Below are 15,734 nucleotides of genomic sequence, written 5' to 3'. Positions count from 1 at the left end.
GGGAGCTTGCCCCTCCCGCCCGGTTTGGGGGACGCTCGCGTCCCCTCCCGTGCGCCCTCCCCGCTACTTCGTCCCCCACGCCACCAGCCCCGCCGAGCCCCTCGCGCTCGACCTCTCCGCCGTCGTGCACGCCGTGGACGCGTTCCGTCTCGCCGGGCCCTCGGGCGAGCGTGAGTGGCTCGTGTGCACCGACATCACCGGGGACCTCGTCTGCGTGCCCGCCGAGGAGCGCGAGCACCTGCCGGCCAGCACCCGCGCCCAGTTCACCCACCACGAGCTCGTCTCCGGCCGCACCCCCCGGCGCATCCTCGCCCCCGCCCTCTTCCTGATGTCCGTGGAGCTCGTCGAGCACCCCGCGGAGGCCCAGGGCGTGAATGATCCTGTCTACCTCTACGGGCGTCTCTCGGGTCCCCATCCCGGCGCCACGTCCGAGCGCGTCCCCGGCCAGCTCACCGTCACGCGGGGAGACTTGCTCGCCGGGCTCGTCCACGGCGCCGCCGACGCCCTGCACTACGCGCATGATCCCGAGAGCCGGCTGCCCCCGCGCGCCTGGCACGCGCTGCTGCCCGGCGATCGGCCCGAGCACCTCGCCCAGGGCGAGGGACTGGTGCTCGCCTACCCCGCGGTGCCCTTGGACATGCAGACGCGCCACGCCGGCAATGGCCCCCTCGTCGCGACGCTCCTGCACGAGGTGCTCGAGGCGCTCCAGCGCTCCGCCCGCGCGCACGGGGGCCCCCGGGCCCTCGCGGAGCTGGAGCTGCCCGTGCCCAGCCGCATGCTGGCCATCGCGGAGTTGGAGTCGCGTGGCTACGAGGTGAAGGGCGACGTGGCCATCCTCCGCCGCAACCACCCGGGGCTCGTGAACCGGCTCGCCGAGTGGCTCAACCCCGAGAAGCTCACCGTCCCCCGCGAGGCCGGCACGCCCGAGTTCCTCGACCTGGCGCGTCAGGCCCTGGAGGTGCTCCCGGGGTGGCCGAGCGAGACGGAGCGCGCGCTGCGCTCCCGGGAACGCGCCGGTCCGGTCACCGCCCCGAGCCCCACGCCCCTCGCGCCCTCCGCGCCGCGCCCGCCTTCCGCGCCCCTGCCCCCGCGCGCTCCGCCCGCCCCCGCCCGCCCGAGCGACTGGATGCAGGATTTCCTCGACGCGCACGCCCGCCCGGGTGGCACCCAGGCCCGTATCACCCGCTCGCGCACGGCCGTCACTCCTCCCCAGACCGCGCCGGACACCTCCGCGGAGTGGATGAAGGACTTCGCTCCTGCGCCCTCCCAACCCGCGCCCAAATCCAAACCCGCGCCAAAACCCAAGCCCGCCACCTCCTCGCCGGAGCAGGCATCCAAGCCGGATTGGATGTCTGATTTCGAGGACTGACCCGATTGTGGCCCTCCCCCGTCGGGCGCTAGCGTCCGGGCTTCAAAAGAGGGGACAGATGGGACACGAGAAACCAGTCGAGCCGTTCTCCGATCTCCACGTCGAGGACGGAAAGGTCCACGCGGTGTTGCTGCATGACCCGACGGTGGAGGGCCTGGACATGGCCATCTACATGGATGCCTCGGGCAGCATGAAGGAGGAGTACGAGTACACGCGGCCCAAGCGCTCCTTCCTGGAGTGGTTGCAAGACGCGCCGCTCAAGGAGACGACCAACCAGGTCGAGCCCCAGGTGCGCTGGATGCTCGAGTACCTGGCCACCAAGGATCGTAACGGCTTGCTGCGCGTGGCCTATTGGGCCTGTGGCGCCTCGGGCAAGGACATCGAGGTGCTCGGCGAGTACAAGGGCACGGCCGTCAAGCAGCACAAGTTCCCCGGTCCCCAGCGGCTCGGCAACCACACGTACCTCGAGCCCGCGCTGCGCGACTACGTGAGCTACCTCAAGGAGCAGGTGGCGCAGGGAGCCCGTCGCGGCTGCGCCGTCATCGTCACCGACGGCCGTCTGAACGATGCGCCGGAAGTGAAGAAGTTCTCGGCGAAGGTCGCCAAGGACATCGCCTCCGGGAAGCTGCCCCGGCTCAACTTCGTGCTCGTCGGCGTGGGGGACAACATCGACGAGGAGCAGCTCGAGGACATCGCCCACGAGGAGTTCCCCGGCGTGGGCCACCTGTGGTGCCACCGCATCGCCAAGGAAATCACCCAGGTGGCCGAGCTCGTCGCGGTGCTCGTGGACGAGAACATGACCGTCGCCGCCGGCGGCACCATCTATGGCGACAAGGGCCAGGTGCTCAAGACGTACGAGGGCCGCCTGCCCGCGGTGCTCGAGTTCGACGTCCCCGAGGGCACCAAGAGCTTCACCCTCGAGGTCAACGGCCAGCGCTTCACCCAGCCGCTGCCCGACGAGGATGACCACCACGACGAGGACGAAGACGAGGATCACCACTGATGGCCGGCCATGAAGTCATCATGAAGCCGTTCTCCGACGTGCACCGCCTGGGCAACAAGGTGGTGGCCACGCTGCTGCATGACCCGACGGTGGAGGGGCTCGACGTGGCCCTCTACATGGACGGCTCGGCGAGCATGGAGGACGAGTACGGGCCGCGGGGCATCCTCGCCAAGCTCGCGCCGGTGAAGAACCTGGTCGAGCCGCAGATGCGCTGGATGCTCGAGTACCTGGCCAACAAGGACCGGGATGGCAAGGTGCGCGTGGCCTATTGGGCCACGGGCGACGGCAGCCAGCTCGAGGAGGTGGGCGAGCTGACCGGCCCCCAGGCCAAGGACTTCCGCTTCCCCGGCCCGCGCGCCTACGGCAAGGCCACGGTGATGCTGCCCGTGCTGCGGGACTTCGTGGCCCACATGAAGCAGCAGGTGCAGGTGGGAGCCCGGCGGGGCCTGGCCGTCATCATCACCGACTCGCAGATCTCCGACGCCCCCAACGTGACGGCCTACGCCACGCAGGTGGCCAAGGAGATCGCCTCCGGCCGCCTGCCGCGGATGAACTTCGTGTTCGTCGGCGTGGGCGAGCAGGTGGACGAGGAGCAGATGGAGGAGATCTCCCACGAGACCTACCCGGGCGTGGGCCACCTGTGGTGCCACCGCATCGCCGACCGCATGGAGGAGATGGCGGAGTTGGTCGCGGTGCTCGTGGACGAGACCATGACGGTGGCCGCCGGGGGCACCGTGTATGACGAGCAGGGCAACACCCTCAAGGCCTACGAGGGCCGGCTGCCCGCGGTGCTCGAGTTCGACGTGCCCGCCACGTGCAAGGCCTTCACCCTGGAGGTCGCGGGCCAGCGCTTCACCCAGCCCATCCCCGAGGAGCACGAGGAGGATGAGGACCACCACGAAGAGGAGCGCGCCCCCGAGCCCGAGCCGGTGAGCGCCCCCGCCGCCCGCAAGAAGCACCGCGGCCACGGCCACTAGGAGCCCCATGTCCGAGCCCAAGAAGAGCGCCCGCTTCAGCAACATCCGGGAGAAGAAGCCGCACGTGCACGGCCCCGGCTGCAAGCACGACCATGATCATGACCACGGTCACGGCCATGCCCATGTCCACGAGGCCAGGCCGCACGTGCACGGCCCCGGCTGCGACCATGATCATGACCACGACCATCACCACCACGCGCCCCGGCCCAAGCGGATCCGCCCGCCCGGCAACCGGCCCGCGGAAGGCGGAGGTGTGGCGCTCCAATTGGACCTGGAAGGCGCGCTCCCGGGCGAGACCGATGAAGTCGGCCGCTTCGAGAGGCTGGAAGCGGCCCTGAGGTCCCACCACGGTGTCACCAAGGTGCACCTGCGGCGCGACGCGGGCCACGCCGAGGTGTGCATCCACTATCAGCCCAAGGGCGTGACTCCCCAGCAACTGCTCACGCTCGCCCAGCACACCAGCGCCACCGTGGCCGAGCGCTACCACCAGCACACCTGGTTCGTGCGCGGCATGGACTCGGGCGACGCCGCGGCCGTCATCGAGCACGCCGTGAGCCGGATGAACGGCGTCCTCTCGGCGAGCGTGGCCTACGCGAGCGAGCGGCTCGTGGTCGAGTACGACCGCGAGGCGCTCTCCCTCGAGGACGTCGAGGCCCGGGTGAAGTCGCTCGGCTACGCGCTGGAGGTGCCCACCGCGGGCCATGTCTGCTCGCACCACGCCCATGGCGGCGGCCTCGCGCCCCTGCTCGAGATGCCCCTCGTCGTGAGCGCCGGCGTGCTGCTCGTCGTGGGTTGGCTGCTCGAGCGCTTCGCCCCCGTGCCCCCCCTGGTCCCCACGCTCGTCTGGGCCTGGTCCATGGCCAGCGGCGGCTTCTTCGCCATCAAGGGCTCGGTGCAGTCGCTGCTCCAGCGGCGCATCGACATCGAGACCATGATGGTGGTGGCGGCCATCGGCGCGGCGGTGCTCGGCGCCTGGTTCGAGGGCGCCTTCCTGCTCTTCCTCTTCAGCGCGGGCCATGCTCTCGAGCACCGGGCGATGGACAAGGCCCGCCGCTCCATCGAGTCACTCAGCGCCCTGCGTCCCGAGGTGGCACGCGTGCGCCGGGGCGAGGAGCTCGTCGAGGTTCCCGTGGAAGAGGTGGCCCAGGGCGCGCGCATCGTCGTGCGCCCCGGCGACCGCGTGCCCCTGGACGGCATCATCCGCGAGGGCAAGAGCTCGTTGGATCAGGCCGCCATCACCGGCGAGTCCATCCCCGTGGCCAAACAGCCCGGCGACGAGGTGTTCAGCGGCACCATCAACTGCGAGGCCCTGCTGGAGGTGGAGGTGACGCGGCCCGCCTCGGAGTCGGTGCTCGCGCGGGTGGTGGACATGGTCGCCCAGGCCGAGGCCCAGAAGGGCCCCAACCAGCGCTTCGCCCAGCGCCTGGAGCGCACGTTCGCCCCCCTGGTGATGATCGCCGCGCTCGTCTTCCCGGTGGTGCTCATCCTGCTCGGCACTCCGCTCAAGGAGGCCATCCTGCGCGCGGTGGCGCTGCTCGTGGCGGCCTCGCCCTGCGCGCTCGCCATCTCCACGCCCTCGGCGGTGCTCTCGGCGGTGGCGGCGGCGGCGCGCGGTGGCGTGCTCATCAAGGGCGGCATCTACCTGGAGCTGCTCGCGGGCGTGCGCGCCATCGCCTTCGACAAGACGGGCACCCTCACCGTGGGCCGGCCCCAGCTCATCACCGCCTCGCCCACCCCGGGCGTGTCCCGCGAGGAGCTGCTCGGCACCGCCGCGGCCGTCGAGTCGCTCTCCGCCCACCCGCTCGCGCACGCCGTGGTGCAGGCCGCCTCACGCGAGGGCCTCACCCTGCCCCCGGGCGCGAAGGATCTCGAGGCCATCCACGGCCAGGGCATCCGCGCGAAGCTCGGTGAGGAGGCCGTGGAGGTGGGCAGCCTCGCGCTCTTCGCGGGCCAATCCCTGCCCCCCGAGCTCGCCCCCGAGGTGAACCGGCTCGAGGAGGCGGGACAGACCACCATGGTGGTGCGGCGCGGGGAGCGCTTCCTCGGCGTGCTCGGGGTGGCGGACACGCTGCGCTCGGGCGCGCAGCGCACCGTCCAGGAGCTCAAGCAGGCGGGCATCGAGCGCACGGTGATGCTCTCCGGAGACAATGCGCGCGTCGCCCGCTCCATCGCCTCGCGGGTGGGGCTCGACGAGGCGCGCGCCCCGCTGATGCCCGCCGACAAGGTCACCGCGGTGCGCGAGCTGGGCAAGGAGCGCCCGGTGGCCATGGTGGGCGATGGGGTGAACGACGCGCCCGCGCTCGCCGCCGCCGCGGTGGGTGTGGCCATGGGTGGCGCCGGCTCGGACGCGGCGCTGGAGACCGCCGACGTGGTGCTCATGAGCGATGACCTCTCCCGGCTGCCCTTCGCCCTGGGGCTCGCCCGCGCCGCCACGTCGGTGATGCGGCAGAACCTGATGATCGCCCTGGGAGTGAGCGGCGTGCTGATCATCGCCGCCATCCTCGGGCTCACGAGGATCAGCGAGGCGGTGGTGCTCCACGAGGGCAGCACGCTCCTGGTGGTCGCCAACGGCCTGCGCCTGCTCGGCTACAAGTCCTCGGGTCCGCGCGACGTGTCCGAGGCGCCCGCCGTCGGTCAGCCCACGGCGGGCTAGGGATGGGGCGCGGGCCTGGCTCCTCCACCGGAGCCGGGTCCCCTCTTCCCCGCTGCTCTCCAGCCCGCTCTCCGGGCGGGCTGAACCCGAGGGCGCTGGTCCCGGCGGGAGTGCCTCCCCACTTTCTCGTGCGTACACGGGCAGGGGCCCGTCCGGGTCCGCCCCAGAGAGAGAGAGTCGTAGGATGCGCATCCATCATCTGAATTGCGTGACCATGTGTCCCCCTGGCGGAGCGTTGATGGATGGCCGACAGCGACCCAAGGGAGTCCCGGCGGCGCTGGTGTGTCACTGCCTGCTGGTGGAGAGCGAGCAGGGGCTGGTGCTGGTGGACACGGGCTTTGGCCTGCAGGACGTGCTGCACCCGAGGCCCCGGCTGAGCTCCTTCTTCCTCGGGCTCAACCGGCCGCAGCTCCACGAGGGCCTGACGGCGGTGCGGCAGATTGAACGTCTGGGTTTCAAGGCCAGCGACGTGCGGCACATCGTGCTCACGCACCTGGACTTCGACCATGCGGGAGGCCTGGATGACTTCCCGATGGCGCGGGTGCACGTGATGAACGCCGAGGTGGAGGCCGCGGCGGCGCAGCGCACGTGGCTGGACCGCGAGCGCTTCCGGCCGAGGCAGTGGAGGACGCAGCCGCACTGGGTGACGTACGCGATGCCGCGCGGGGGCGAGCGCTGGTTCGGCTTCGAGTGCGTGCGCGAGCTGTCGGGCCTGCCGCCGGAGATCCTCCTGGTGCCGCTGGTGGGGCACACGCTGGGACACGCGGGCGTGGCCATCCAACAGCCGGACGGCTGGCTGCTGCACGCCGGGGACGCGTACTTCCACCATCAGGAGATGAATCCGGATCGCCCCACGTGCACGCCGGGGCTCCTCATGTACCAGGAGCTGATGCAGAAGGATGGGCGGATGCGCCGGCTCAACCAGGAGCGGCTGCGCTCGCTGGTGCGCCACCACGACCGGGACGTGAAGGTGTTCTGCGCGCATGACGCCGTGGAGTTCGAGCGCCTGGAGGAAGAGGCGCGCTCCCACGAGGAACATGCCCTGCGCGGCCTGGGCTCGGTGCGGCCCGAGCCAGGCCTGACGGAGCCGTCCCTGCCCACTTGAGAACGTTGACACGGTTCAACCCAGCGTTTCCCGCACTTCCAGAGCACCCCGTAAAGACGGATTGTATGTCTTTGAACCCAGGGGATTCAGTAGACGGCGCCTCGCATGCGATGATGGACAGTCAATCCATCACTCGCCTGGGAGGGGCCAGTGAACGCCACTTCAACCATTTTTTCGGATTTCCATGACCTGGATCAGGCCACGGCCTCGAAAGAGGCCGTGCGCTTCCTGGACGCGCTGAACACGTCCCAGCAAGTGCAGGAGATGCAGCAGCTCACGCACCTCATGCTGGGAGTGGCGCCCGGCCAGCGCATCCTGGACGCGGGCTGCGGCGTGGGCGATGTCACCCGGGATCTGGCCACGCTGGTGGGTCCCCGGGGCCACGTGGTGGGCGTGGACCTGAGCGAGGCGCTGTTGGCCGAGGCCCACGCGCGCACGCGGGGCACGGGGCTGTCCGTGGAGTACCGCAAGGGCGACCTGCACAGCCTGGACTTTCCCTCGGAGAGCTTCGATCGCTGCCGCTCCTCGCGCGTCTTCATCTATCTGGATGATCCGCGCAAGGCGCTGAGCGAGCTGCTCCGGCTCACCCGTCCGGGCGGGGCGGTGGTGATCTTCGAACCCGAGTTCGACACCTGGGCCTTGGATGGACCGGATCGGGGGGTGGTACGCGCGCTGATCCACTTCTGGACGGATCAGCTGCGCAACCCGTGGATTGGCCGGCAACTGCCGCGGATGTTCCACTCGCTGGGGGTGAACCAGGTGACGATGCGGCCCGTGGTGGGCACGTGGGTGCCGCGCATGCTGGAGACGTTCGGCATGTACCCGGTGCTGGAGAAGGCCATCGCCGAGAAGGTGGTGACGCGCGAGCAGGTGGACACCTGGCTCCAGTTCCTCGAGGAAGGCGAGAGGAATGACAGCTTCTACGGCTGCATGGCCGGCATGGTGGTGCGCGGCATCAAACCGGGTCCCTGAGGCACCCGGGGGTGCCTAGGATGGGGCGCATGGCGATTGCGCATGAGGAAGGGTTCTTCGAGAGCACACAGGGGGTACGGCTGCACGGCCAGGCCTGGCGACCTCCGGGTGAGCCGCGCTCGGTGGTGGGAATCGTCCACGGGGTGGGCGAGCACGGCGGCCGGTTCACGAACGTGGTGGAAGCACTCGTCTCGAGGGGCCACGCGGTCCATGCGGTCGATCTCCGGGGGTATGGCCGCTCGTCGGGGCAGCGCGGCCATGTGAGCTCCTGGTCCGAGTACCAGGACGACATGCGCGCCTTCCTGAAGCGGCTCTCCACGCTCGAGCCCGGCCGGCCCGTCTTCCTGTACGGCCACAGCATGGGCGGGCTGGTGGTGCTGGACTACGTGCTGCGCCACCCCGAGGGGCTCGCGGGCATCATCATCAGCGGCGCGGCGCTGGAGTCGGTGGGGGTGGCGAAGCCGTGGCTGGTGAACTCGGCGCGGCTCTTCTCGCGCCTCCTGCCCCGGCTGCCGCTCCCGGTGCCCCTGGAAGCCGAATTCCTGAGCAGCGATCCCGCCTGGGTGAAGCGCTACCGGGAAGATCCGCTGGTGCACCGCAAGGGCACGGCGCGCTGGGCGGTGGAGGCCCTCGACGCCAACGAGTGGATCAAGGCCCACGCCGGGGAGCTGCGCGTGCCGCTGCTGATGCTCCACGGCGCCGAGGACCGCATCAACACCGTGGAGGGCTCGCGGCGCTTCTTCGACGCGGTGAAGCTGACGGACAAGAAGCTGCACCTGGTGCCGGGCGGCTACCACGAGCCCCACAACGACCCCGGCAAGGAAGAGGTGTTCGAGCGGGTGGAGCAGTTCCTGAGCACCCACCTGCCCCGGTGAGCCGCCCGTTCCGCCGGCGTTTCTATTCACGACTCCTGGTGCCCGAGCGGAAGAATCGTTAGATTCCGAGGGGTTAGGACACCAGCGCGCCGCTGGTTTCTATTCACCTTTCTATTCATGAGTTCGCTCGAACGGATGCTGGGAGTGCTGGCCCGTCTGCAGGTGGCGCAGGCGAAGGAGCTGGCGAGCGAACTGGGCGTGTCCCAGCCCACGGTGTCGCGCCTCATCCAGGAAGCGGGCGAGCGGGTGTGCCGGATGGGCCAGACACGAGCCACCCGCTATGCCCGCACGCGCTCACTGCCCCGTCTCGGCACCCGGCAGCCCCTCCACCGGATCAGCGAGGCAGGGACGATTGAGCGGTTCGGGGAAGTGCACCTGCTGGAGGGAGGGCGCTACTGGTTCACGCCAGCGGAAGGACATTCCTGGCTCCACATCCCCAAAGGCACCGGCCACTTGTTCGAGCGCCTCCCTCCCTTCATCAACGGCATGAGTCTCCAGGGGTACATCGGGGAGGCGTTCAGCGCACAGCACCCCGAGCTGGAACTGCCGCCCGAAACTCGGAATTGGAACGACGATCACCACCTCACCACGTTGGCTTTCCATGGGGCGGATTGCGTCGGCAACCTCATCCTGGGTGAGGAGTCGTTGAATCAGTGGCTCACCCATCCACTCGAGCCAATCGATCGCGGCGCGTACCCAGAACTGGCCCGCCGCTCCGACCGGGAGCATCGCGGTGCCTTCGCGGGAGGAGTTCAACCCAAGTTCCTCACGTTCTCGGAAGGACGGCATGTCCTGGTCAAGTTCGTGAGCGGCGATAAGGACAGGGTCGCCCGCCGGTGGAGGGACATGCTACTTTGCGAGAGCCTCACGCTCGAGGTGATACGAGAAGCGGGCATTGAAGCCGCCACGGCACGCTGGTTCGATGAGGGCGGTTACCGCTTCCTGGAGGTCGAGCGCTTCGACCGCGTAGGAGAGAGGGGAAGACGTGGTGTGATCCCGCTCGGGGCCTTGGACAAGAAATACATCGGCGACATCAACTCTAGAACCACTTCTTGGACGAGTGCTGCCTCCAAGCTCCATGAACACGGCTTCATCCAAGCCGAGGATGCGCGGCGCATGCGATGGCTCGATGTTTTCGGACAACTCACCGGCAACGATGATCGCCACTTCGGCAATCTGAGCTTTCTAGAAACAAGCGAGGGTCGGCTCCGGCTTTCACCCGCGTATGACATGCTTCCGATGTGGTTCATGCCCCCGACGTCGGGGGCGTTTGATGGCCCCCTCAAGCCGGATCCTCCCACCGCGCAAACACTCGACATCTGGCCGGATGCGGCGTACCACGCGAGCCTGTTCTGGACCCGGGTCATCGAGCACAAGGCGATCAGCAAAGGATTCCGGACCCGGGCAAGAGAATGCCGGGATGCGCTGGAGGCACTCAGGGAACGACTACCTCGCTGAGCGCCATGCTCCGGCCAGGAAGGCCGCCGCAGGCATATCCTCCTATCCCTCTCTTGGTGGGAGGTTCGGGCGGGTGTCCCGGTGGGTCGACTCACCGGAACGAGTTCACGATGAAGACCCCAGCACTGGAGGATTCGAGAATGGCCGTTCCGGGCCATGTGGATCGGATTTACAATCCCAGTAGGCTTCGATCCAGAAAAACCCAAGCTTCCCGAATCCCGCTCCCTCGGCGGAAGAGTTCTAAAAAGACTTTCCAGGTGAGGTTCATTCAGCAGCACATCGACTTGATGGTCAAATTGTCCATCCTGGGTTGTCACGGTGAAGGGAAACTCTTTCCCGTTCTGGAGAGTCACGACCAGCAGGAACCGATCCACCTTTTCCAAGTCTTTGACAGGCGTTGTGACCACGAGGCGCCCACCTACCAGCAAGGGCGCAAAGCGACCTTCCCAGCCCATCAGCTTCGTCTTTGCAGGATCAACCAGGTCCCGTGAATCGAAGGACGGTAGACATCCCGCCAGAGACGTACACGGGACTTACTTCTTCCTTGGAACCTTCCGACAACAAGAGATACCGGGACTCGGGCGCGCGTTCCTTGGCCACAGCCACGGACGCCACCAGGACGAGAAACAGAGCAGACCGGGGAAGTAAGAAGTTCCGCATTGGGCAGGCCAACCTACCAGAACGGGTTGGCGGCGGCCAGACCGTCACGCCCTGTCCCCGGCTGGCGTTCCATGGTTGACTGACCTAGTCTTGGAAGCATGAAAAACCAGAATTGTAGCCCACGCCTCTGGGTAGCGGTGCTGGTGAGTGGGCTCGTTTCGGGCTGTGCAGCGGCCATCGCGTGCCACCGGGAGACTCCACGGTGGACTGCTGCATCAAGAAGTACCCTCTGAGCCCTCTGGAGAACTGCACCGCCAGCCGCTCGGACGTGCTCCGGGTCCTACGGGACATTTCGCTGAAAATCGATGATGAGGAGTTCGAGAACAACAAAGACCTTCCAGATTGGAAGCAGGAGTGCATCAAGAACTACGTGAGGTGTCAGGACGACAATTGGCCATGTTACGACTGCATCCGCCGCTGTGAGGGCCAGCACAAATGGCCTGCGGACATGTGCCCCCCACCAGAAGACGAATAACCATGTCGGCCAAGATCAATTGGGACTCCATTCGTGCACTAGCCCGGCGAGTGATTGAACACGGCAATCCGCTGGAACTGACGGAAGACACGCGGGCTCTCTTGCGCAGGACCGCTCAAGAGGTGGGCATCAGCCAGCAAGAGACAGAGGATGCCCTCCGAGGCGTGAATACGGCCACCACGCTGCTAAAAGAGGCCATGCGGCGCATCAACGACGGCTCCGACCGGATTACCCGAGCATTGCGCCGGATGTCCGACCTACGGGACAAAGGGGACCTCGACGGTGCTTGCCAGCAAATGCGCGACGTACTCGCCGTGGAGGTTGTTCCCCTCTACCGCAAGCAGGCCGACAAAAGACTCAAGGAGTTGACCCAACTGTCGGAGGTGGCCGCAACCGGACGCGTGAGTGCGGACCTGCCCGACCGGCCACAACTCGCCGTTCTCGCGCACCGCGTTCAGCAAGGGCACGCCCTGGAACTCACCGACGACCTGCGCGCCCTTCTGCACCGAACCGCGCCCACGGCTGGAATCAGCGAGGTCGAGACGGAAGAGGCCCTCAAGAGCACGGGAGGCGCCGAGGCCCTCATGGGGATGATTCTCTCGCGCTTCCGTGACGGCCGGGAGCGGATCACCCGCGCCCTGTTTCGGATGACGAGCCTCCGGGACGCGGGGGACCTTGAAGGCGCACGCCAGCAGCTGCGCGACGTGCTCGCCGTGGAGGTCGTGCCGATATACCGCGAGATGGCCGAGGAGAACCTCGCGGGCCTCGACAGCCCGCCCTTGGAGCCGTAATGCGTTGAAGGAATAGGAAAGGCCAGACGCCCGGAGCGCCTGGCCTTTCCATCAACCCCGCATCCCGCTCACAACGGGATGTTCTCGTGCTTCACCAGCGCGTCGAGCGCCTCCTCCATCACCGCGCGCGCGCTCGCCGTGTACCGGTAGAGCAGCCCGTGCACCTCGCGGTCCGCGTCGTTGCGGTTCTCGCACTGCTTCGAGTAATCCTCGAAGGCCTGCAGGCTGCTCACGATCTGTGACAGGTGATTGGGGCACTCGCACTTCACGCTGCTCGCGTACTCCAGCAGCGTGCCCAGCTGCTCCTGCGTATAGCGCGGCGGCTTGGGCTTGGCCGACACCGTCACCGTGGCCATCGTGGCCGAGCCCGGCGCGTTCATCTGGATGGGCGAGACCGGCGCCGGAGGCGGCGCGGGCGGAGGCGTCCGGGGGAACTCCACCACCGGGGCCATCTGGGGCTTCAACACGTCGTCCAGCACCGCCAGGTGCACGTGCGCCCGCAGCAGCGAGAGCGAGATGGGCCCCTGCAGCAGCCGCACCTTGCCCTCCGGATACTGCTGCAACACCCCGCGCCTCGCGAACCGGTACGTCACGATGGCGTGCTTGGCCCGCGAGTTCTCCAGCAGCGTCGGCACCACGTCCGACTGCACCGCGTTCAGCTCCAGGAAGTCCAGGGCCAGCACGTCCGGCCGCATCGCCGGCACTTCGTTGCGGAAGGCCTCGATCGACGTTCCCGACCACACCACCTGCACGTCCCGAAGCGCCTGCGGATTCTCCCGCAGCTGCGACGGAAAGGACTCTCCCAGAAGGGCCAGCTTCACCATGACACTCACCTCGTGATCGCCGCCCAGCGTGAACCGATCCCGCCTCCCGTTCAACGCGCCCCTCGCGCCCCTCCCGGAGAGCGGGGACAGGCATCCACTTCCCGACGCCCCACTCCCTCGGGGCGTTCAACAATGAACGTCTCCCGTGCCTCCCCGGTTGCTCCCCTGGACTCCAGGACAGTGAGGTCAAAAGCCCCCGGACGCGGCCGAGTCCACGCCTCCCGGACGGGGCACGGGCCCCGTGTTGTTGACCAGGGCACCTTCCCCCCCCACCGCGGTGGGTTGGCGTCCGTTCACCACCGGGCGGCAGCCTGCCTGAGCCCTTCCGCGAGGCGGACGGGGGCTACAGGTTGGCACCTCGTGGACCACTCGGAGGCCGGGTGGAGGTCGGGGCATGGGCAACCGGTGGTGGAGTGCACAGGGATGGGTGAGCCTCGCGGTGGTATGGCTGGCCTGCGGAGGGACGCTCGAGGATCCTTCCCAGATGAGTGGCGGGCTCTGTCAGCCGCGGACGTGTGAGGAGCAGGGCTTCGACTGTGGGGTGACCATCGACGGCTGCGGGGGCGTGCTGCGTTGTGGCACCTGCCCCTCGGGCGAAGCGTGCGGCGGAGACGGCCAGCCCAACGTGTGCGGCCCGGCCACCTGCACCCCCGCCACCTGTGACTCCCTCGGCGCCAACTGCGGCGACGTGCCGGATGGTTGCGGCGGGCGATTGCACTGCGGCACGTGCACCTCGCCAGACACCTGCGGCGGCGGCGGCGTGGCCCATGTCTGTGGCCGGGCGCCCTGCACGCCCACCACCTGCGCGGCGCTGGGCAAGAATTGCGGCACCCTCTCGGACGGCTGCGGCGGAACGCTCGAGTGCGGCGCCTGCGCGGCGGGCGAGACGTGTGGCGGTGGCGGCGCGCCCAATGTCTGTGGCCAGGCGCCCTGCACGCCCACCACCTGCGCGGCGCTGGGCAAGAATTGCGGCATCCTCTCGGACGGCTGCGGGGGGACGCTCGAGTGCGGCACCTGCACCGGCAACGCGACGTGCGGCGGCGGCGGCGTGCCCAACACGTGCGGCCAGCCCCCCTGCCTGCCCCATACCTGCTCGGAGAGGAAACAGGACTGTGGCCTCCTGCCGGATGGGTGTGGCGAGGCCGTGCTGGACTGTGGCACCTGCGCGGCGGGCGAGACGTGCGGCGGCGGCGGCGCGCCCAACACGTGCGGCCCGGCCTCGTGCAGCCCCGCCACCTGCGCCGCCCAGGGAAAGAATTGCGGACTGGTCTCCAACGGCTGTGGCGGCCTGCTCGACTGCGGCATGTGCTACGGCGGCCAGACGTGCGGCGGCGGCGGCGTGCCCAATGTCTGTGGCAGCGCCCATTGTCTGCCCTCCACGTGCGAGGAGCTGGGCAAGGATTGTGGCCTCGTGCCGGACGGCTGCGGGGGGATGCTGGACTGTGGCACCTGCGCGGCGGGCCAGACGTGCGGCGGTGGCGGCACCCCCAACGTCTGCGCGGTGGCCGGGTGCCGGCCCTCCTCGTGCGGCCTGCTGGGCAAGACGTGCGGCACGGTGGCGGACGGGTGTGGGGGAACGCTCGAGTGTGGCACCTGCGCGGCGGGCGAGACGTGCGGCGGCGGCGCGGGCGGCGCCAACGTGTGCGAGCAGACGGCCAGCGTGTGCGTGGATCAGGATCTGGGCAGCGCGCTGCCCGTGCGCCTCAAGGGCAGCACGCGCAACGCCCGCGATGACCACCAGGCCTCCTGCGGCGGCCAGGGAGCGCCGGACCGGGGTTTCCTGTGGACGGCGCCGCGCACGGGCACCTACGGCTTCGACACGGCGCGCTCGGCGATGCACACCCTGGTGAGCGTGCGGCAGGGAGGCTGTGGGGGCGCGGAGCTCGCGTGCGCCACGGGTGGCATCAGCTACGGAGGTGGGGCCCGGGTGTCGGTGCGCCTCACCGCGGGACAGCGGGTGCTGGTGGGGGTGGACTCCCCCCAGGGCGGCGACTTCGGCGCGGGAGACTTCGAGCTGCACATCACCCAGCAGACGGCCGCCGAGGCCTCCAGTTGCTTCGACGGCGCGGACAACGACGGAGACCGGTGGGTGGACTGCGCGGACACGGACTGCCAGGCGGACGTGCTGTGTGACGGGCGCGGGTGCGCGGACATCAACCTGGGCAGCGCGCTGCCCGTCACGTTCCTCGGGGACACGGTACACTCGGGGGACGGCTTCCAGGGCACCTGCGGGGAGAACCTTCAGCAGGACCGGGCGCACCTGTGGACCGCGCCCCGGGATGGCACCTTCGTCTTCGACACCTCGGGCAGTGACGGCAACGCGCTGTACGTGCTCACCGGGTGCCGGGGCCAGGAGCTCGCGTGCGCGTCGAGCCGCACGGGCTCGCCCCGGGTGAAGCTCACCCTGGAGAAGGGGCGCACGGTGCTCGTGGTGGTGGACGGCATGGCCCGGAGCGACACCGCCTGGCCCATCCGCTACACGCTGCACATCTCCGAGGACGTCGCCGGCCGGTGACGAAACACGAAGCGCCGGGCTCCCTCCAGGGGAACTCCGGCGCCCGCGCACGTCCTC

General features: G+C 69.0%; 11 protein-coding genes and 1 pseudogene. 10 read left to right on the top strand and 2 right to left on the bottom strand.

Features of this window, described 5'->3' with window-relative positions:
• Positions 1–49: 49 nt before the first annotated feature.
• The 8 genes from D187_RS06400 to yjjJ all read left to right on the top strand — a co-directional run bounded on the left by D187_RS06400 (position 50) and on the right by yjjJ (position 10,412).
• A complete protein-coding gene (locus D187_RS06400) occupies positions 50–1,369 on the top strand; it encodes a hypothetical protein (protein WP_002631031.1) in 1,320 nt (439 codons plus the stop codon).
• 58 nt (positions 1,370–1,427) lie between these two features.
• A complete protein-coding gene (locus tag D187_RS06395; RefSeq protein ID WP_002631030.1) occupies positions 1,428–2,372 on the top strand; it encodes a vWA domain-containing protein in 945 nt (314 codons plus the stop codon).
• Positions 2,372–3,349, top strand: a complete 978-nt coding sequence (locus D187_RS06390) for a vWA domain-containing protein (protein ID WP_002631029.1) — start codon at positions 2,372–2,374, stop codon at positions 3,347–3,349. Before D187_RS06395 ends, D187_RS06390 begins: the two co-directional genes overlap by 1 nt.
• 7 nt (positions 3,350–3,356) lie before the next feature.
• Positions 3,357–6,002: a heavy metal translocating P-type ATPase gene (locus tag D187_RS06385; protein WP_002631028.1), complete on the top strand. Its 2,646-nt coding sequence runs from the start codon at positions 3,357–3,359 to the stop codon at positions 6,000–6,002.
• A gap of 184 nt (positions 6,003–6,186) precedes the next feature.
• Positions 6,187–7,107, top strand: coding sequence for an MBL fold metallo-hydrolase (locus D187_RS06380; RefSeq protein ID WP_020917816.1), 921 nt, complete (start codon positions 6,187–6,189; stop codon positions 7,105–7,107).
• A 150-nt stretch (positions 7,108–7,257) separates the two neighbouring features.
• Complete coding sequence (locus tag D187_RS06375) at positions 7,258–8,079, top strand: methyltransferase domain-containing protein (RefSeq protein WP_002631025.1); 822 nt, start codon at positions 7,258–7,260, stop codon at positions 8,077–8,079.
• A gap of 29 nt (positions 8,080–8,108) precedes the next feature.
• Positions 8,109–8,954, top strand: a complete 846-nt coding sequence (locus D187_RS06370; protein ID WP_002631024.1) for an alpha/beta hydrolase — start codon at positions 8,109–8,111, stop codon at positions 8,952–8,954.
• A 117-nt stretch (positions 8,955–9,071) separates the two neighbouring features.
• The gene (gene yjjJ, locus D187_RS06365; protein WP_043428552.1) at positions 9,072–10,412 is read left to right on the top strand and encodes a type II toxin-antitoxin system HipA family toxin YjjJ; all 1,341 of its coding nucleotides are present in this window, start codon (positions 9,072–9,074) and stop codon (positions 10,410–10,412) included.
• A 257-nt stretch (positions 10,413–10,669) separates the two neighbouring features.
• Here yjjJ and D187_RS57490 read toward each other — a convergent pair.
• Positions 10,670–10,894, bottom strand: a pseudogene (locus D187_RS57490) (DUF2381 family protein); the annotation flags it as partial.
• A 655-nt stretch (positions 10,895–11,549) separates the two neighbouring features.
• On the opposite strand from D187_RS57490, the gene D187_RS06350 reads away from it, so the two are divergent.
• On the top strand, positions 11,550–12,338 hold the full coding sequence (locus D187_RS06350) for a DUSAM domain-containing protein (protein WP_002631021.1): 789 nt from the start codon (positions 11,550–11,552) through the stop codon (positions 12,336–12,338).
• A 68-nt stretch (positions 12,339–12,406) separates the two neighbouring features.
• Here the strand turns inward: D187_RS06350 and D187_RS06345 are convergent, their stop codons facing one another.
• Complete coding sequence (locus D187_RS06345) at positions 12,407–13,162, bottom strand: hypothetical protein (protein ID WP_002631020.1); 756 nt, start codon at positions 13,160–13,162, stop codon at positions 12,407–12,409.
• 394 nt (positions 13,163–13,556) lie between these two features.
• Here D187_RS06345 and D187_RS06340 point away from each other — a divergent pair, with 394 nt between their 5' ends.
• Entirely contained in the window at positions 13,557–15,677 is a 2,121-nt protein-coding gene (locus D187_RS06340; protein ID WP_051256229.1) for a hypothetical protein, read from the top strand.
• Positions 15,678–15,734 lie beyond the last annotated feature (57 nt).

The organism is Cystobacter fuscus DSM 2262 (assembly GCF_000335475.2).
Lineage (GTDB): Bacteria > Myxococcota > Myxococcia > Myxococcales > Myxococcaceae > Cystobacter > Cystobacter fuscus.
Note: the sequence above shows the minus strand (reverse complement) of the source record. Positions and strands in the feature narration are given on the sequence as shown.

Bases quoted from the DNA above. Each gene is read 5' to 3' on its own strand.
- D187_RS06340 (WP_051256229.1), top strand. From the start codon at position 13,557: ATGGGCAACCGGTGGTGGAGTGCACAGGGATGGGTGAGCCTCGCGGTG.
- D187_RS06385 (WP_002631028.1), top strand. From the start codon at position 3,357: ATGTCCGAGCCCAAGAAGAGCGCCCGCTTCAGCAACATCCGGGAGAAG.
- D187_RS06390 (WP_002631029.1), top strand. From the start codon at position 2,372: ATGGCCGGCCATGAAGTCATCATGAAGCCGTTCTCCGACGTGCACCGC.
- D187_RS06370 (WP_002631024.1), top strand. From the start codon at position 8,109: ATGGCGATTGCGCATGAGGAAGGGTTCTTCGAGAGCACACAGGGGGTA.
- D187_RS06345 (WP_002631020.1), bottom strand. From the start codon at position 13,162: ATGGTGAAGCTGGCCCTTCTGGGAGAGTCCTTTCCGTCGCAGCTGCGG.
- D187_RS06350 (WP_002631021.1), top strand. From the start codon at position 11,550: ATGTCGGCCAAGATCAATTGGGACTCCATTCGTGCACTAGCCCGGCGA.
- D187_RS06395 (WP_002631030.1), top strand. From the start codon at position 1,428: ATGGGACACGAGAAACCAGTCGAGCCGTTCTCCGATCTCCACGTCGAG.
- yjjJ (WP_043428552.1), top strand. From the start codon at position 9,072: ATGAGTTCGCTCGAACGGATGCTGGGAGTGCTGGCCCGTCTGCAGGTG.
- D187_RS06380 (WP_020917816.1), top strand. From the start codon at position 6,187: ATGCGCATCCATCATCTGAATTGCGTGACCATGTGTCCCCCTGGCGGA.